Source organism: Stenotrophomonas sp. GD03877 (assembly GCF_029840555.1).
GTDB lineage: Bacteria > Pseudomonadota > Gammaproteobacteria > Xanthomonadales > Xanthomonadaceae > Stenotrophomonas > Stenotrophomonas geniculata.
This window is the reverse complement of record NZ_JAOCCT010000003.1, coordinates 92,176-108,994: the sequence shown is the minus strand read 5'-3', so window position 1 is coordinate 108,994 and position 16,819 is coordinate 92,176. Positions and strand designations below refer to the sequence as shown.

19 protein-coding genes are annotated in these 16,819 nt (G+C 66.3%); 7 read left to right on the top strand and 12 right to left on the bottom strand.

All coding sequences use genetic code 11. The features are described from left to right. The first annotated feature begins 134 nt into the window (after positions 1 to 134). Both N5D20_RS02970 and N5D20_RS02965 read left to right on the top strand, forming a co-directional pair. Positions 135 to 2,213, top strand: coding sequence for a S9 family peptidase (locus N5D20_RS02970; RefSeq protein ID WP_279914575.1), 2,079 nt, complete (start codon positions 135 to 137; stop codon positions 2,211 to 2,213). Between the two features lie 141 nt (positions 2,214 to 2,354). Next, positions 2,355 to 3,584, top strand: a complete 1,230-nt coding sequence (locus N5D20_RS02965; protein WP_029550672.1) for a DUF819 family protein — start codon at positions 2,355 to 2,357, stop codon at positions 3,582 to 3,584. Between the two features lie 120 nt (positions 3,585 to 3,704). Here the strand turns inward: N5D20_RS02965 and N5D20_RS02960 are convergent, their stop codons facing one another. From N5D20_RS02960 to N5D20_RS02940, 5 genes are read right to left on the bottom strand one after another with little or no spacing between them, the layout of a single operon-like run. Beyond that, entirely contained in the window at positions 3,705 to 4,187 is a 483-nt protein-coding gene (locus N5D20_RS02960) for a hypothetical protein (RefSeq protein ID WP_010483381.1), read from the bottom strand. Positions 4,188 to 4,232: 45 nt separating this feature from the next. Continuing rightward, the gene (gene minE / locus N5D20_RS02955; RefSeq protein WP_004148073.1) at positions 4,233 to 4,493 is read right to left on the bottom strand and encodes a cell division topological specificity factor MinE; all 261 of its coding nucleotides are present in this window, start codon (positions 4,491 to 4,493) and stop codon (positions 4,233 to 4,235) included. Between the two features lie 2 nt (positions 4,494 to 4,495). After that, positions 4,496 to 5,305: a septum site-determining protein MinD gene (gene minD, locus N5D20_RS02950; RefSeq protein WP_010483375.1), complete on the bottom strand. Its 810-nt coding sequence runs from the start codon at positions 5,303 to 5,305 to the stop codon at positions 4,496 to 4,498. A 37-nt stretch (positions 5,306 to 5,342) separates the two neighbouring features. After that, positions 5,343 to 6,188 carry a septum site-determining protein MinC gene (gene minC, locus N5D20_RS02945; protein WP_049434598.1) on the bottom strand — a complete coding sequence of 282 codons (846 nt, stop codon included), beginning with the start codon at positions 6,186 to 6,188 and terminating at the stop codon, positions 5,343 to 5,345. Further along, complete coding sequence (locus tag N5D20_RS02940) at positions 6,134 to 6,730, bottom strand: GNAT family N-acetyltransferase (protein WP_010483371.1); 597 nt, start codon at positions 6,728 to 6,730, stop codon at positions 6,134 to 6,136. Before N5D20_RS02940 ends, minC begins: the two co-directional genes overlap by 55 nt. A gap of 153 nt (positions 6,731 to 6,883) precedes the next feature. Here N5D20_RS02940 and N5D20_RS02935 point away from each other — a divergent pair, with 153 nt between their 5' ends. The 4 genes from N5D20_RS02935 (at position 6,884) to N5D20_RS02920 (ending at position 10,510) form a co-directional block, all read left to right on the top strand. After that, entirely contained in the window at positions 6,884 to 8,086 is a 1,203-nt protein-coding gene (locus N5D20_RS02935) for a sensor histidine kinase (protein WP_043396763.1), read from the top strand. Next, positions 8,086 to 8,727 (top strand): response regulator transcription factor, encoded by a 642-nt coding sequence (locus N5D20_RS02930; RefSeq protein ID WP_005408537.1) that lies wholly within the window; start codon positions 8,086 to 8,088, stop codon positions 8,725 to 8,727. Before N5D20_RS02935 ends, N5D20_RS02930 begins: the two co-directional genes overlap by 1 nt. A gap of 234 nt (positions 8,728 to 8,961) precedes the next feature. Further along, positions 8,962 to 10,035, top strand: coding sequence for an SRPBCC family protein (locus N5D20_RS02925; protein WP_021203110.1), 1,074 nt, complete (start codon positions 8,962 to 8,964; stop codon positions 10,033 to 10,035). A gap of 103 nt (positions 10,036 to 10,138) precedes the next feature. Then, complete coding sequence (locus N5D20_RS02920) at positions 10,139 to 10,510, top strand: DUF423 domain-containing protein (protein ID WP_010483366.1); 372 nt, start codon at positions 10,139 to 10,141, stop codon at positions 10,508 to 10,510. Between the two features lie 159 nt (positions 10,511 to 10,669). On the opposite strand, the gene N5D20_RS02915 is transcribed toward N5D20_RS02920, so the two are convergent. The 5 genes from N5D20_RS02915 to N5D20_RS02895 are packed head-to-tail and all read right to left on the bottom strand — an operon-like array spanning position 10,670 to position 13,368. Next, positions 10,670 to 11,479 carry a M15 family metallopeptidase gene (locus N5D20_RS02915; RefSeq protein WP_279914573.1) on the bottom strand — a complete coding sequence of 270 codons (810 nt, stop codon included), beginning with the start codon at positions 11,477 to 11,479 and terminating at the stop codon, positions 10,670 to 10,672. Between the two features lie 9 nt (positions 11,480 to 11,488). Then, positions 11,489 to 12,082, bottom strand: coding sequence for a PH domain-containing protein (locus N5D20_RS02910; protein ID WP_043396750.1), 594 nt, complete (start codon positions 12,080 to 12,082; stop codon positions 11,489 to 11,491). A gap of 3 nt (positions 12,083 to 12,085) precedes the next feature. Continuing rightward, positions 12,086 to 12,265, bottom strand: coding sequence for a DUF4177 domain-containing protein (locus tag N5D20_RS02905; RefSeq protein ID WP_010483360.1), 180 nt, complete (start codon positions 12,263 to 12,265; stop codon positions 12,086 to 12,088). Further along, positions 12,262 to 12,441 (bottom strand): hypothetical protein, encoded by a 180-nt coding sequence (locus N5D20_RS02900; RefSeq protein ID WP_010483358.1) that lies wholly within the window; start codon positions 12,439 to 12,441, stop codon positions 12,262 to 12,264. Before N5D20_RS02900 ends, N5D20_RS02905 begins: the two co-directional genes overlap by 4 nt. A gap of 45 nt (positions 12,442 to 12,486) precedes the next feature. Continuing rightward, complete coding sequence (locus N5D20_RS02895) at positions 12,487 to 13,368, bottom strand: SPFH domain-containing protein (protein WP_279914572.1); 882 nt, start codon at positions 13,366 to 13,368, stop codon at positions 12,487 to 12,489. A 137-nt stretch (positions 13,369 to 13,505) separates the two neighbouring features. Between N5D20_RS02895 and purT the strand changes: the two genes are divergently transcribed. Further along, positions 13,506 to 14,693 (top strand): formate-dependent phosphoribosylglycinamide formyltransferase, encoded by a 1,188-nt coding sequence (gene purT / locus N5D20_RS02890; RefSeq protein WP_279914571.1) that lies wholly within the window; start codon positions 13,506 to 13,508, stop codon positions 14,691 to 14,693. Positions 14,694 to 14,765: 72 nt separating this feature from the next. Here purT and N5D20_RS02885 read toward each other — a convergent pair whose 3' ends face one another. Together N5D20_RS02885 and N5D20_RS02880 are read right to left on the bottom strand one after the other, a co-directional pair. Beyond that, a complete protein-coding gene (locus N5D20_RS02885; RefSeq protein ID WP_279914570.1) occupies positions 14,766 to 15,971 on the bottom strand; it encodes an endonuclease/exonuclease/phosphatase family protein in 1,206 nt (401 codons plus the stop codon). A 37-nt stretch (positions 15,972 to 16,008) separates the two neighbouring features. Next, positions 16,009 to 16,764: an arginyltransferase gene (locus N5D20_RS02880; protein WP_049434612.1), complete on the bottom strand. Its 756-nt coding sequence runs from the start codon at positions 16,762 to 16,764 to the stop codon at positions 16,009 to 16,011. Positions 16,765 to 16,819: the final 55 nt, after the last annotated feature.

The window sequence follows — 16,819 nt, the reverse complement described above, 5'->3', positions numbered from 1 at the left end:
GTGTCCCCACAAACCGCGCTACGGCGCGGTTTGCTGTTTCTGGCGATTGCCCGCCCGCAGGCATGACCGATGGCCTTGGCAGCCCCGGCCGCACGGGCCTAACATCGGTTTTTTGCCGTCCTGCGGAGACCCCGATGAAACTGCGTCATGCCCTGCTGCCACTGAGCCTGCTGGCCGCCCTGCCCAGCGTTGCCGCTGCCCGTGGCCTGGAAGTCCGCGACATGGTGGCCATGGACCGCGTCTCCGCGCCGGTACTGACCGCTGACGGCGGCACCGTGGTGTTCGCCAAGCGCAGCGTCGACGCCAACCTGAAGGCCTCCACCGCGCTGTTCGCACGCAACCTGCGCACCCGCGATGCGGCGCCGCCGAAGCAGATCACCCCGGCTGGCTGGAATGTCAATTCCGCTTCACTGTCGGCCGATGGCCAGACCGTGTACTTCCTCAGCGCCAAGAACGGCAGCCAGCAGCTGTACGCGCAGCCGATCAGCGGCGGTGCTCCGCGCCAGCTGACCGACTTCCCGGTGGACGTGGACAGCTACCACGTGTCGCCGCAGGACGACCGCGTGTTGTTCAGCGCCGGCGTGTTCCAGGCCTGCGCCTCGGATCTGGCGTGCACCGAGAAGAAGCTGAAGGACGTGGCCGGCGCCAAGGCCAGCGGCAAGGTCTTCGATTCGCTGTTCGTGCGCCACTGGGATACCTGGAACGACGGCCGCCGCAATACCCTGTTCGTGGCGCCGCTGCCGTCGGCCAAGGCCGGCGCGGTCAAGGGCGCTTCTGCACTGAGCGCGACCATCGATGGCGACGCGCCGTCCAAGCCGTTCGGTGGCAACGATGATTTCGCGTGGTCGCCGGATGGTGCCAGCGTGGTGGCCAGCATCCGTGTGGCCGGCAAGCAGGAGCCATGGTCGACCAACTTCGACCTGTACCGCTTCGACGCCGCAGGCAAGCAGGCACCGGTCAACCTGACCGCGTCCAACCCGGCCTGGGATGCCGGCCCGGTGTTCAGCGCCGACGGCAAAACCCTGTTCTACCGTGCGATGAAGCGCCCGGGCTTCGAAGCCGATCGCTTTGGCCTGATGGCAATGGACGTTGCCAGCGGCAAGACGCGCGAGATCGCCCCGCAGTGGGATCGTTCGGCTGGCGGCATCGCCCTGTCCGCCGACGGTGCCAGCATCTACACCACTGCCGATGACCTCGGCGAACACCCGCTGTTCCAGATCGACGTGGCCAGCGGCAAGGCCACCAAGCTGATTGGCGATGGCAGCGTTACTGCTGTCGACGTGGCCGGCAACAGCGTGGCCATCACCCGCAACAGCCTGAAGAGCAACGACCAGGTACTGGTCGGCCTGCTGCCGGCCGCGGGCGAGGCCATCGGCGAACTGCGCGCGCTGACCCCGGCTGCTGGCGACGTACTGAAGGACGTGACCTTCGGTGACTACGAACAGTTCGAGTTCAAGGGCTGGAACAACGACACCGTGCACGGCTACGTGGTCAAGCCGCACAACTACCAGGAAGGCAAGTCGTACCCGGTCGCGTTCCTGATCCACGGCGGTCCGCAGGGCAGCTTCGGCAACGGCTGGAGCTACCGCTGGAACCCGCAGACCTACGCGGGCCAGGGCTACGCGGTGGTGATGATCGATTTCCACGGTTCCACCGGCTATGGCCAGGCCTTCACCGATGCGATCAGCCAGCACTGGGGCGACCGCCCGCTGGAAGACCTGCAGAAGGGCTGGGACGCGGCGCTGAAGAAGTATTCCTTCCTCAACGGTGACAAGGCCTGTGCGCTGGGCGCGAGCTACGGTGGCTTCATGGTCAACTGGATCGCCGGCAACTGGAACAGCCCGTTCAAGTGCCTGGTCAACCATGACGGCGTGTTCGACCAGCGCATGATGGGCTACGCCACCGAAGAGCTGTGGTTCACCGAGTGGGAGCAGGGCGGTACCCCGTACCAGAAGGCCGCGAACTACGAGAAGTTCAACCCGGTCAACCACGTGGCGGACTGGAAGAAGCCGATCCTGGTCATCCACGGCCAGCAGGACTTCCGCATTCCGGTCGAGCAGGGCCTGGCTGCGTTCACCGCTGCACAGCGCCAGGGCATCGAATCGAAGTTCCTGTACTTCCCGGACGAGAACCACTGGGTGTTGAAGCCGAACAACAGCATCCTGTGGCATGACACCGTCAATGCCTGGCTGAAGCAGCACATCGGCAACTGATGACTGCAGCGCCGCCCTTCGGGGCGGCGCTTTTGTTTTCGACGGTGGGTGCCGATGTTCCCGCCGGTGGGTGCCGACCGTTGGTCGGCACACCTTCGCCAACAGCAGCCGAGCATGGCTCGGCTCTACAAGAGCACCTGCATGATCCAGAACGACATCGTCGTCTTCGGCTTGATCGCCGCCACCCTCGGCGCCGTGTTCTGGACCGCCTCGCGCGAGCAGGGCCTGTGGAAGCGCTTCTACACGTTCGTGCCAGCGCTGCTGCTGTGCTATCTGATTCCCGGCATCTACAACACCGTCGGCCTCATCGATGGCCAGAACACCAAGCTCTACAACCCGATCGCACGCGACATCCTGCTGCCGGCGGCGCTGATCCTGCTGACGCTGGCGGTGGACATCAAGGGCATCCTGCGGCTGGGCCCGAAGCTGGTGCTGATGTACCTGGGCGCGTCGGCCAGCATCATGCTCGGCGCGGTGGTGGCGTTCCTGTTGATGCGCGCGGTGCATCCGGAAACCGTGGCCGGTGACACCTGGGCCGGCATGGCCGCCTTGGCGGGCAGCTGGATCGGCGGCGGTGCCAACATGCTGGCGATGCGCGAAGTGTTCGACGTCAACGCCACCACGTTCGGCCAGTTCGCGGTGGTCGACGTGGGTGTCGGCTACGTGTGGATGGCCGCGCTGATCTTCCTGGCCGGACGCGCCGCGAAGATTGATGCACGCAGCGGCGCCGATACTTCGGCCATCGATGAACTGAAGGAGCGCATCGCGCGCTTCCAGGCCGAGCACGAGCGCATTCCCAGCCTTACCGACCTGATGCTGATCGTGGCGGTGGCCTTCGGTGGCGTGGGCCTGTCGCACGCCATCGGCGCGCCGCTGGCGGCGTGGTTCAAGGCCAACGTCAGCTGGGCTTCGCAGTTCAGCCTGGATGCGCCGTTCGTGTGGGTGGTGGTGCTGTCGACCTCGCTGGGCCTGAGCCTGAGCTTCACCCGTGCACGTACCCTGGAAGGGGCGGGCGCCTCGCGGCTGGGCTCGCTGCTGCTGTATTTCCTGATCGCCTGCATCGGCATGCAGATGGATCTGCTGGCGCTGCTGGATCGCCCGTGGCTGTTCCTGCTCGGCCTGATCTGGATTGCCGTGCACATCGTGCTGCTGTGGTGCCTGGGCAAGCTGCTGAAGGTGCCGTTCTTCTATTTCGCGATCGGTTCGCAATCGAACATCGGTGGCCCGGCCTCGGCGCCGGTAGTGGCGGCCGCGTTCCATCCGGCGCTGGCGCCGGTGGGCGTGCTGCTGGGCACGATGGGCTATGCGACCGGCACGTACCTGGCCTACATCGTCGGCATTACCCTGCGCGCGCTGGCCGGGCAGGGGTGATCCTGTAGAGCCGAGCCCATGCTCGGCTGCTTCTGGCTTTGCATTCGCGCTCGTGACAGCGAAGAGCAGCCGAGCATGGGCTCGGCTCTACAGTAGATCCACGCCATGCGTGGATGGCGGTTACGCCGCCTGCAGCAACCCGCGTTCGATCAACCACGCCCGCGCATCCTCGGCGTCCTGTTCAAACCACGCCTTGGTGGATCCCAGCCGATACGTATACCCCCAGGCATCCATGTCGGCCATCAGCCGCGCAGTGCCAACACCCGGCAGCTGCCCGGCCAGCACGATCTGCAGGTAGCAGGTGGCATCTTCCTCGGCCACCGAGTCGGTGGCGTCGGTATGCACCTGCGCACGCCGCTCCGGCGGCAGCACGATCAGGTGGCAGGCTTCGTGCAGCATCGAATGTACGGGAGTGTCGTCGCGCACATACACGTTGCTGGCGATGATGCCGGCCTCGGGCTCGCCCCAGTAGCTGCCGGGAATCGGTTCACCGGCCGCGACGTGGTGCAGCCGCAGGCCATGCGCGGCGAGCAGGCGCTGCGCATCGGCGAAGGCGATGTCGCCCACGCAGGTGATGTCCACGGCGGTTGTCGTATCGGTCATGCGGTTGGGCAGCCCCGCCCATGCAGGCACGGGCGGGGCAGGAGATCAGGGTTTGTCCGGGCCTTCAGGCAGCGCCACGGAGATGTCCAGCACGTCGTGCTGGCCATCTTTCACCAGGTCGACCTTCACCGCATCGACGTCGATGTTCACGTACTTCTTGATCACTTCCAGCAGCTCACGCTGCAGCAGCGGCAGGTAATCGGGGCCGCCACGGTTGCTGCGTTCCTGCGCGATGATGATCTGCAGGCGGTTCTTGGCGGTTTCGGCGGTGGTCTTCTTCGCTTTGAGGAAATCAAACAGGCCCATGCTTACCCTCCGAACAGCTTGCTGAAGAAGCCCTTCTTCTCGACGTTGGTGAAGCGCATCGGGCGTTCTTCGCCGAGGATGCGCGCGACGGCGTCGTCGTAGGCCTGGCCGGCAGCGGACTCGACATCCAGGATGACCGGCTCGCCCTTGTTGGAGGCGTTGAGCACGTCACCCGACTCGGGGATCACGCCAATCGCCTTCAGGCCGAGCACTTCCTCGACGTCGGCGATGCTGAGCATCTCGCCACTTTCCACGCGCAGCGGGGTGTAGCGGGTCAGCAGCAGGAAGGCCGGCACGTCCTGGCCGGACTCGGCCTTGTGGGTCTTCGAATCGAGCAGGCCGATGATGCGGTCCGAGTCGCGCACCGACGACACTTCCGGGTTTACCACCACCACGGCGCGGTCGGCGAAGTACATCGCCAGGAAGGCGCCCTTCTCGATGCCGGCCGGGGAATCGCAGATGATGTAATCGAAACCGTCGGCGGCCAGGTCCTTCAGGACCTTGCCCACGCCTTCCTGGGTCAGTGCGTCCTTGTCGCGGGTCTGCGAGGCGGCCAGCACGTACAGGTTCTCGAAGCGCTTGTCCTTGATCAGGGCCTGCTTGAGGGTCGCTTCGCCGTGCACGACGTTGACGAAGTCGTACACCACGCGGCGTTCGCAGCCCATGATCAGGTCGAGGTTGCGCAGGCCGACGTCGAAGTCGATCACCGCCACCTTCTTGCCGCGCCGTGCCAGGCCGCAGGCCAGGCTCGCGCTGGAAGTGGTCTTGCCGACGCCGCCCTTGCCGGAGGTGACTACGATGATTTCAGCCAAAGGACTTCTCCTGGTTCTGCATGAGTTTGGAGCTGCGTCAGTCCAGCGCAGCGATCTTGATCTGGTCCTGTTCCAGCCACACCTGCACGGCTTTGCCGCGCAGGTTGTCCGGGACATCGTCCAGTACCTTGTAGTGGCCTGCAATGGCCACCAGTTCCGCATGGAAATCACGGCAGAAAATGCGTGCCGCGGTGTTGCCCTGGGCCCCTGCCAGCGCGCGGCCGCGCAGGGTGCCGTAGATATGGATGCTGCCGTCGGCGATGACTTCGGCGCCGGCACCGACGGTGGCCATCACGGTCAGGTCGCAGTTCTCAGCGTACAGCTGCTGGCCCGAACGCACGTTGCCCAGCTGCATGCGGCCCGGCTGCGGTGCGGCAGCGTCGGCGACCTTGGCCACCGGCGTGGCCGGCGCCGGCTTCGGTTCGGCACGGGCCGCGCGACGCGGTTCCGGCGCGGGCGGCGGCGGAGCCGGCTCGGCCTCGGCACGCTCGTACTGGGCGCGGAATTTGGCCAGCAGGGGCAGCCCGAGCTGTTGCGAGAGCAGGTCGACCGCGCTGGTGCCATAGGCCAGCGCCACCGGCAGCACGCCGGCACTGCGCAGGCCATCGACCAGCGCCTGCGCGGTGGCCACGTCCGGCACCTGGCTCAGGCCGCCGAAGTCGAGGATCACCGCGGCGCGGCCGAACAGTTTCGGCGCACGGGTGACGCGTTCGCGCATTTCCTGCACGAGGCGTTCGACATCAAGGGTACGGATGCGCAGGTTGGCGATGCCCACCTGGCCGATCTTCAGTTCACCGGCCTGTTCGTAATCGAAATTCACCGCCACGCTCAGGTCCCCGTCGGCCGCTGTGCCTGCGCCGGCAGCTGCCGGGCACGTGTCCATGCCACATCCGGCAGCTTGCCGCCGTAGGTCTCCTGGACCCACGGGTAGCTGCACAGTTCCTTGGCCAGCATGCTGGCGCGCACATCGACCTGCGGCATGGTGTTCTGGCCCAGCTCGCGGAAGCCGAAGCTGCCGTGGAAGAGCAGGGCGGCATCGGCGCCATGGTCGAGGAAGACTTCGCAGGTCATCTGCGGGTAGCGCAGCTCGGCGAAGCTCTGCGCGTCGGCATAGAACGCACGGCCGACGCCACCGCCACGACGGCGGCTGGCGACCACGATGCGGTCGATATAGAAGAACGGGGTGTCCAGCTGCTGCTTGAACCAGGCGAAGTTGCTGCTGTCGTGCTGGCTGTCGCTGCCGAAGCCGATCAGGAAACCGGCCAGGTTGCCGTCGCGCTCGGCGACGCGGAAATACTCAGCGGTTTCGTAGAACAGGCGCAGGCGGGCCGCATCCAGGGGAAGGATGGCCAGGCCAGCGTTGTTGTTCAAAGCCAGGACGGAATCGAGCTCGTGCTCGCGCACGTCGCGGATGACAATCGACATTGTGACTCCGTGGGGTAACGCGGTTGGTCCGTCAAATTGGACCCTGCGCACGATTATTGCATGCCCGGGGTGGGCTGCGGCATGAACAGGGGGCCGCAGATGCATGACTTCCGTGGGAGTGCGCGACGCAGGCCGGGCCCGTAGAGTGCTGGCATGTTGGGAGTCCTCAGCCATACCCGCGTCCTCCGTCTGGCCGGCCTGTTTACCTGGGTCATGGTCGGCCTGCCACTGGCGTACTCGCAGTTCGAGAACCTGCACAGCCGCAGCGATATGGGCAGCTGGGCGATCCTGCTGTTCGTCGCCTACCTGTCCTTCGGCGCCGCGTACTACTGGCTGACCCGCCTCCTGCGCAGCGACAGCGACAGTCACACCACTTGGCTGGACCGCGGCCTGCTGCTGCTGCTGACGGTTTCGGCGCTGGGCGTCAGCTACCTCAGTGGTTCCGGCCTTGGCAGCATCCTGATGATGGTGGCTGCCGGCGTCATTCCGTGGATGCTGTCGGCGCGCCTGTGCGTGCTGTGGCTGCTGGTCAGCCAGCTGGCGGTGGCCCCGGTCTATTACATGCTGCTGCACTTCCCGCTGTTCGAAGCCGTGATGCAATCGCTGCTGTATGGCGGCTTTTCCATGTTCATCTTCGTGACCAGCCTTGTCGCGCGACAGCAGACCCAGGCCCGCGACGAGCAGCGAAGGCTCAATTCGGAGCTGCGCGCCACCCGCGCCCTGCTGGCCGAAAGCGCCCGGGTCAATGAGCGAACCCGCATTTCGCGTGAGCTGCACGATCTTCTGGGGCATCAGCTGACTGCGCTGACCCTGAACCTGGAAGTGGCCGGCCACCTGGCCGAGGGCCAGGCGCTGGACCATGTGAAGCGCTCGCACGCCCTGGCCAAGCTGTTGCTGGGCAACGTGCGCGAGGTGGTCAGCCAGCTGCGTGAGACCGGCGCTATCGATCTGGCCGCGGCACTGCGCCCGCTGACCGAGAATGTGCCTTCGCTGGACATCCAGCTGGACATCGAGGATCCGCTGAACGTGGAGGACCCGCAGAGGGCCCACGTGCTGCTGCGCTGCACCCAGGAGATCATCACCAACGCGGTGCGCCACGCCGGCGCCCGCCACCTGTGGATCAAGGTGTACCGTGAAGCCCCCGACCGGGTGGTGGTGGAGGCCCGCGACGACGGTGTCGGCGCGGATATGGTCAATGTGGGCAATGGCTTGCGCGGCATGCGCGAGCGCCTGCAACAATGTGGTGGCCAGCTGCAGGTCGAAACCCGGCCCGGTGAAGGCTTCCGGTTGCGGGCGACGGTGCCGGCAACGGTGCTGGTGGCCGCCCTTACCAAGGTTCCTGAAGGAGTGCGTTGATGATTCGCGTCTGCCTGGTCGACGACCAAACCCTGGTGCGGCAGGGAATCCGCTCCCTGCTGGCGCTCGACGACGGTATCGAGGTGGTGGCCGAGGCCGGCGATGGCCGGCAGGCGGTCGAGCTGATACCGCAGGTGCGTCCCGACGTGGTGCTGATGGACATGCGCATGCCGGTGATGTCCGGGCTGGAGGCGCTGCAGGTGCTGTCGCGCCAGGAGCAGCTGCCGCCGACCATCATCCTCACCACCTTCGACGACGACCAGCTGGTGCTGGCCGGGCTCAAGGCCGGTGCCAAGGGCTACCTGCTCAAGGACGTGACCCTGGCGCAGCTGGTCGGTGCCATCCGCACCGTGGCCGAAGGCGGTTCGCTGGTGCAGCCGGCCGTGACCCAGCGCCTGCTGTCCGGCCTGGAGCACATGCGCAACGAGTTCGTCAGCCTGGACCGGCCGGACCCGTTGACCGACCGCGAGACCGAGATCCTGCGCCTGATGGCCAGTGGCTTCTCCAACAAGGAGATCGCCAATTCGCTGGGTGTGGCCGAAGGCACCATCAAGAACCACGTGTCCAACATCCTGTCCAAGCTGGGCGTGCGCGACCGTACGCGTGCCGTACTGAAGGCGTTCGAGCTTCAGCTGGTCTGAGGAAAACCTTTTCAGGACAATGACTTGAGGCCCAGGCATGGCCCTCGGGTGGGGTTGCCCCCTACTTCACGGGTATCGGTATGCGGTACCCTTCGAATTCTTTGTCCATACAAATACGCAGCCGGCAGGGAAACCGGTGCGCCAATCCCGATAAACAATGCCCGCGAAGCCTGCTAGGATTGGCGCTTCGCTTCAATCAACCCGGCCGTGGGATCGGCCCCGGAGACTCTCTGAATGACCCGTATTATCGAGTTCCTGATCGCCTTGGGGATCGTGGCTGGCCTGTTCGTCATCATTGGCGTATGTCTGCCGGGCGAGCGTCACATCACCGAAAGCATCGAGACCAACCGCAAGATGACGATCGTGTACGACACGGTCAGCAGCCTGCGCCGCTTCAAGGACTGGAACCCGCTGGTACTGCGCGATCCCGCCGTTGAACTGAAGCTGTCCGGCCCGGCCTCCGGCGTCGGTGCCACTCTCGACTTCACCTCCAAGGACCTGGGCACCGGTTCCTGGAAGATCACCGAAGCCGAAGAGAACAAGCGTGTTGCGATCGCCATCGATGACGCCACCAAGGGTCACGACAAGATCACCACCTTCACGCTGGAGCCGACCGGCAAGGGTGGCCGCAACGTCAAGATCACCCAGGACTACTCGGTGAAGTACGGCTTTGACCTGTTCGGCCGTTATGCAGGCCTGTATGTCAGCCGCCAGATCGGCGACGACATCAAGATGGGTCTGTCGCGCATGGCCAACATGCTGGCCACCGTCCCGAACGTGGACTACCGCACCCCGGAAGCCCCGCTGACCGATCTGGGCATCGTCGACGTGCCGGCTGAAGACCTGCTGGTCGTCAACGCCGGTAACGTGGACCGTGGTCAGGACACGATCACCAAGTCCATCAAGGACAACCAGGAGTGGATCAAGCGCGTGATGGAGGCCAATGGCCTTGAAGCCGCCGGTCCGTTCCGCATCATCACCACCGACTTCGGTCAGGAAAAGTACGCCTTCGACATCGCCCAGCCGGTGAAGAAGAAGGGTGCTGAAGGTGCCACCGCTGAAGAGCTGACCGTCAAGATCGACGGTGGCGCTCCGGTCAAGTACGTGCATGTGGCTCCGCACCGTTCGGCGCATGCCGCCTACACCGGCCACATGGCGGGTCTGGACGTGGCCCGCAACGGTCTGCGTGCCTGGGCCGTGACTTCCGGCAACGAAGTGATCGACCGTCCGTACGAAACCTGGAAGGACGGCATCGACAAGTCGTTCACCCCGGAAGGTACCTACGACATCTACTGGGCCGTCAAGTAAGCTTCGGCTGACCCATGTAGTGTTGGACACGAAAACGCGCCGCTCATTGCGGCGCGTTTTTTTTCATCTGGCGCCCGGCAAGGGCGCTGCGCAAGGAGCCCACATGTTCAATCTCGAACGTCGCGCACGTAAGCCTTCGCTGCTGGCCTGCCTGGGTGCGCTGCTGGCCGCCGCCTCGATCGGCCTGTCGGCCTACGCCTCGCACGGTGTGGCCGACCCGCTGGCGCAGCAGCATCTGAACATGGCGGCGCTGTATGCGTTCGCGCATGGTGCGGTACTGGTGGCGCTCGGACCGCGCGCGCAGGGAGCGATCGCGCACCTGGCGCTGTACGTGCTGCTGCTGGGTGTGCTGCTGTTTTCCGGCAGCCTGGTGGGCGGCGCGTTGTGGCAGTGGCCGACGCGGATGGCACCGATTGGGGGCACCAGCATGATGGCCGGATGGGTGTTGCTGGGGATCAATGCGTTGAGGCGGTGACGGCAGCGGAGATCGGCCAAGCACGACACCGCTGCGCCGTCAGCTTCTGTAGAGCCGAGCCATGCTCGGCTTCGAGCGAAGCGACCCGCTTTTGTCTTTGCTCTCTTGTTCCATCCTGCGGCCATGCACTGATTGCCCCAAGCTTTCGCCACGAGGGGCTCAGCCGTTGGCCGGCTTCCAGCACCAGTGCCACGGTTCGTAGACGATTCCGTGCGGGTTGTCGCGGGGGTAGCTCAGATGGAAGCCGTGCTCACCGGCATGGGCCTGCAGCCACGCGAACGCGTCGGTGGCTTCGAACGATTCTTCGGCCGGCGCGTCGCCCGGCGTGCCGATGTCCAGCGCGTGGCCGCTGTGGTGTTCGCTGAACCCCGGTGCGGCATTCACCTTCAGGATCTCTGCCACGCTCAAGCCGCGCGCCAGCTTCCGTTCGAAGATGCCCAGCTGGTAGGCATGGCTGCGGAAGCCGGAGATCGCGTCCAGCGCAATTCCGTCCTGTGCCGCGTGCAGTTGCATCCGCCGCCAGCCCTGCGCGGCGCCACGGCGCAGCCACAATGGGCGGGCGAAGCGGTCGCGACCGGCGAAGTGCAGCAGGCACGGTTCGGATTCCAGCGGCAAGCCGCTGCCGTCTGCGTAGCGCTGTGCATCCAGGCCAAGCTGCTGCAGGCGCTGCTGCAACCCGGCCAGCGGCAGCCATTGTTCTTCCAGCCCGGCGGCGAAGGGCCGCGCTGCCGCGGCATCCAGCAGCGCCAGTGCTTCCTCGACCCCGGGCTCGCGTGGCAGGCGCGGCGCCATGGCGTGCACACCCTGCGCCAGTACCGCCGCCAGGTAGCGGCCATCGCGCTTGCGCCGCAGCACCCAGTGCGCCTGCGACAGCAGGCGTGCATCCAGGTTGCTGCGTGCACGCAGCAGGTGGGCGGGCCACAGCTCGATGGCCTCGGTATTGATCAGCAGGGGGGCGCGTCGTTGCATCGCCGCAGCTTACTGCCGTGGCGCCGACGCGGCCACCTTGCGCAGTGCATCGAGTAGGGCCTGCGGCCGGTCCACGCTGAGCAGCAGCGTGCTGCCATCACTGACCGGCAGGGCGAGGACGCGCGCACGGTCGGTGACCAGGGCGAAGCCCTTGCCGCCGCCCTGCAGGCGGAAGTGGCCCGAGTAGAAGCCCGGCATTGAATAGCCATTGGTTTTGACACGGATGCCGTAGCGGCGGTCACGCTGCAGGTCGACCACCTCGGCCTGGTCCAGCCGCAGCTGCGCCACCGGCACGCGCCGCCGATACATCGTCGAGTGCACGTCCAGCACGTTGCCGGCCAGCGCCACGCGGCGGCGGAAGAATGCGGCTCCCAGCCCGACAGCGAGTACAGCGATGACGATCAGGCTCCATGCCGCACTGCCGCCCATCCGGAACCAGGGCGGCGACAGCGTCACTTCGATCCAGGGGGCGCCTGCCGGTGCCTTGTACAGCTGTGCGTACAGGCAGGCCACGAAGGCAGCCAGCAGCGGCAGCACGATCCAGAGCACGCGCAGCGGCGAGCTCTCGGCCACGTCAAAGGGTTTGGGGTCGCTGCCGCCCATGGTTCAGGCCTCCTTCTTGAACACCAGCATCGCCGGGCGCATCGGGGCCGGGATGATGACGTTGACCAGTTCCCAGCCAAGCTGGCCCTGGCGGGTCAGTTCACTCTGGATGTCCTCGGCCTTCAGGGTGCCCATCATCGTGGTCTTCACTTCGATGGTCTGGTAACTCCAGCGCGTGCTCATTCCTTGTCCTCCGGCGATGGCGTGGGTTTCGGCAGGCGTCCTGCCCTGCGCAGGGCGTCGCGCAGCACGTATTCGATCTGCGCGTTGAGGCTGCGCAGCTCGTCGTCGGCCCAGCGCTGCGCCGCGGCCAGGACCTCGGCGTTGATGCGCAGCGGATAGGCTTTCTTCTCACTCATGGGGGCTCCTGGCGGGGCGGTGGGGCGCCCCGTTGCGAGTGTGGCTCAATACAGCGAACCGGCATTGACGATCGGCTGGGTGCCGCGGTCCGAGCACAGCACGGTCAGCAGGTTGCTGACCATGTGCGCCTTGCGCTCCTCGTCCAGCTCAACCACGCCGTTCTTCTGCAGTTCGGCCAGAGCCATCTCGACCATGCCGACCGCACCGGCCACGATGCGCGTGCGCGCGGCGATCACCGCGTTGGCCTGCTGCCGCTGCAGCATCGCCTGGGCGATTTCAGCGGCGTAGGCCAGGTGGCTGATGCGCGCGTCGATCACCTGCACACCCGCATCGGCCAGGCGCTCGGCCAGCTCGTTCTTCAGGTGCTGGGAGATCTCGTTGGCATGGCTTCGCAGGGCCAGCTGGCCGTCCTCGTGCTGGTCGTAGGGATAGCTGGTGGCCATCGCACGCAGCGCGGATTCGGACTGGATGTGCACGAAGCTCTCGTAGTCGTCCACGTTGTAGACCGCTTCGGAGGCGTCGATCACCTGCCAGACGATCACGGCGGCGATCTCGATCGGGCTGCCGTCCAGCTCGTTGACCTTCAGCTTGCCGCTCTCGAAGTTGCGCACGCGCTGGCTGACCCGGCGCTTGGCATAGAAGGGGTTGTTCCAGCGCAGGCCGTTGTCCTTCACGGTGCCGACGTACTTGCCGAACAGGCTCAGCACGGCCGCCTGGTTGGGCTGGATGGTGTACAGGCCGGCCAGGATGAACACCGCGGCGGCGATGACCAGCACGCCGGCCAGCATCAGCAGCAGGTTGGGCGAGCCGGTGCTGGCCTTGGCCGCCACCCCCAGCACGAACAGCGCGCCGCCGGCCAGCGCGGCCAGCAGGGATCCGGCCAGGGTGCCGAGGCCGTTGAGGGAGGCAAGCGACTTCTCTTTCATGGCGGTACGTCCTTGAGGGTTCGAAGTGAAGATATCAAAGTGATATCACTTGTCGACTACCGTTCGTCGGATGCCATGGCCGGGGTGCCCGGCCAGCTAGAATGCCCACCCGCCTTCACATCGCTGCTGGAACCGCCATGGCCAAGCTTGGAACCCCGTTGTCTCCCTCCGCCACCCGCGTGCTGCTGCTGGGCTCGGGTGAACTCGGCAAGGAGGTGGCCATCGAGCTGCAGCGGCTGGGCGTGGAAGTGATCGCGGCCGACCGCTACGCCGATGCGCCGGCCATGCAGGTTGCGCACCGCGCGCACGTGATCGACATGCTGGACGCGATGGCGCTGCGCGCGCTGATCGCACAGGAACAGCCGCACCTGGTAGTGCCGGAGATCGAGGCCATCCACACCGAGACCCTGGTGCAGCTGGAACAGGAACAGGGCCTGCGGGTGATCCCGACCGCGCGCGCCGCGCGCCTGACCATGGACCGCGAAGGCATCCGCCGCCTGGCCGCCGAAACCCTGGGCCTGCCGACCTCGCCGTACCGCTTCGTCGATACCGAGGCCGAGTACCGTGCTGCCGTGGCCGCCATCGGCCTGCCGTGCGTGGTCAAGCCGGTGATGTCGTCCTCGGGCAAGGGCCAGAGCACCCTGCGCAGCGAGGCGGACATCGCCCCGGCATGGGAGTACGCGCAGACCGGCGGCCGTGCCGGTGCTGGCCGCTGCATCGTCGAAGGTTTCATCGATTTCGATTACGAGATCACCCTGCTGACCGTGCGCCACGCTGGCGGGACATCGTTCTGCGCACCGATCGGCCACCTGCAGAAGGACGGTGACTACCGCGAAAGCTGGCAGCCGCAGCCGATGTCGAGCGCGGCACTGGCGCGCGCGGAAGAGATCTCGCGCGCGATCACCGACGACCTCGGTGGCTGGGGCCTGTTCGGTGTGGAGTTGTTCGTGAAGGGCGACGAAGTGTGGTTCAGCGAGGTGTCGCCGCGCCCGCATGACACCGGTCTGGTGACGCTGGTATCGCAGGAACTGAGTGAGTTCGCGCTGCACGCGCGCGCCATCCTCGGCCTGCCGATCCCGGTGATCCGCCAGAGCGGTCCGTCGGCCTCGTGCGCGCTGTTGGCACACGGCGAGGGCGTGCCGTACTTCAACAACGTCGCCGCCGCATTGCAGGTGCCGGATACCGCCGTGCGCCTGTTCGGCAAGCCGAGCGTGCACGGCCATCGCCGCGTGGGCGTGACCCTGGCGCGCGCGGAAACCATTGACGAAGCACGCGCCATCGCGCGTGATGCCGCCGACGCCATCGGCGTCGAACTGCGCCCGTAAAGCAAAAAAGGGGACGGAGGGGATTAAGTCGTTTGTGGCACAAACGACTTAATCCCCTCCGTCCCCTTTTTATTACTTCACATCCACCCACACCAGGTGGTGGTCGCTGCCGTCGGCGATCTTCGCCTCCGGGCTTTCATTGGCCGGCCAGAAGATGCCGCTGCCGATGTACTCGAAACCGGTCGAGGGCAGTACGTAGTCCAGGCGCATGGTGCCGGACTTCGGGCCGAAATCGCCGGTGGCGTGGAACGGCGCGCCCTTGCGCTCGATGCCCTTGGCCGCATAGGCCAGGCTGGTCTGCTCGCCGCCGATGCTGCGCGGGGTGGGGTAGCGCAGCACGCGGGCATTCTCGATCAGCTCGACGATCGCCTCATGGCGGCCATCGCCATCGACAGGGTCGTTGTTGAGGTCGCCGAGGATCACGAAGCGCGCGTCCTGCGCCAGGCCGCCGCACTGGCCCTTGTCGTCGCACAGCCACGGCTTGTCACCCTTGGACAGGTATTCCTGCCACAGGCGCAGCTCGTCGTGGTTGCGCGCCGCGTTGCGCTTCTCCGGGCCGTCGAACACCGGCGGGGTCGGGTGCGAGACCAGCGCATGCACCACGCCGGCCGAGGTCTTCACCGGCACGTCCCAATGCGACTTCGACGACAGGCGCAGCTGCGACCACACCTGGTCGTTGTAGAAGCTCTGGCCGGTGCGCGGATCCACCGGGCGGATCGCGCCGGGCATCGCGCTCCACTTCAGCAGCTGGAAGCTGCGCACCTTGGCTTCATCGATCGGGTAACGCGACAGCACCAGCATGCCGTACTGGCCCGGGTGCAGGCCGTAGCCCCAGGCATCGTTGCCACGGCTGCGGCCTTCGCCGCCGACCACGCCGTTGTTGTCCAGGTCCAGGCCGCTGGGCACGCCGGTATTGACCGGGGCCAGGTAGCGGTAGGCGAAGTGCAGCGGCTTGCCGCCGCCGGGCTGGGCCACTTCCAGGTAGCGCTTCTGGAACAGGTCGGCGGCGCGATGGGCGTCGTCGAAGTCGAATTCGTTCAGCAGCACCAGGTCCGGGCGAACCTGCTGCAGCACCGCAGCGATCTTGCGCGCGTGCTCGCTGTCGCCTTCCAGCTCCTTGATCAGGCCACCGGCGTCGTCGGAGTACAGCGAGGTGTTGTAGGTGGCCAGGCGCAGTGCTGTGGACGGCTTTTCGGTCATCGCGGGGGACGTGGCGAAGGCGGGGGCGGTGGCGCCGCAGAGCAGGGCCAGGGCGAGGATCAGGGGTTTGGCGTTCATCCCCCTATTCTGCACCCGGCCCGGTGTCAGCGGTTTGTCAGCGCCCGTCCAGTTCGTTGTCGAAATCGTGCCAGCGGCGGCCATCGTAGGCCTCCAGCGGATGGAAGCGACGCTTGTAGTCCATCTTCTGGTGGCCGCGGATCCAGTAGCCCAGGTATACGTGTGGCAGGCCCTCGCGACGCGCCCATTCAATCTGCTGCAGGATCGCGAAGGTGCCCAGCCCGCGCGCGGCGTGATCCGGGTCGAAGAAGGTATAGACCGCCGACAGGCCGTGCTCGGTGACGTCGGTCACCGCCACCCCCAGCAGTTGGCTGGGCTGGCCGTCGTGGCCGGGCAGGCGCATTTCCATGAAGCGGGTGTGCGACCAGCTGCCGATCAGGAACTGCTCGAACTCGTGCGGGCCATGGTCGTCCATGCCGCCGTTGGCGTGGCGGTGGGTGAGGTAGCGGTGGTACAGCGCGAACAGGTCGTCACGGGCGGTGGCGGCGGTGATCCGCACCTCCAGGTCGTCATTGCGGGCGGCACAGCGGCGCTGGCTGCGGTCCGGGGCGAAGCGGGCCACCGGGATGCGCACTGCCACGCAGGCCTGGCAGTGCGCGCAGTGCGGCCGGTAGACCAGGTCGCCGCTGCGGCGGAAGCCCCAGCTCAGTGCCAGCGGATAGAGCGCACCGAGGCGGCGGTCGTTCGGGTCCAGCACCAGGTCGCGTGCCACCCGGTCCGACCAGTACCCGCAGGGGTGCTCGCCGGTCTGGAAAAGTCGCAGTTCGTCGTCTCTGTCGCCATGCATCGCCATGGGCACAGCATAGCCCCAGCCTGTCGCAGTGGCGGCGACTGTCCGCCGGATGAAT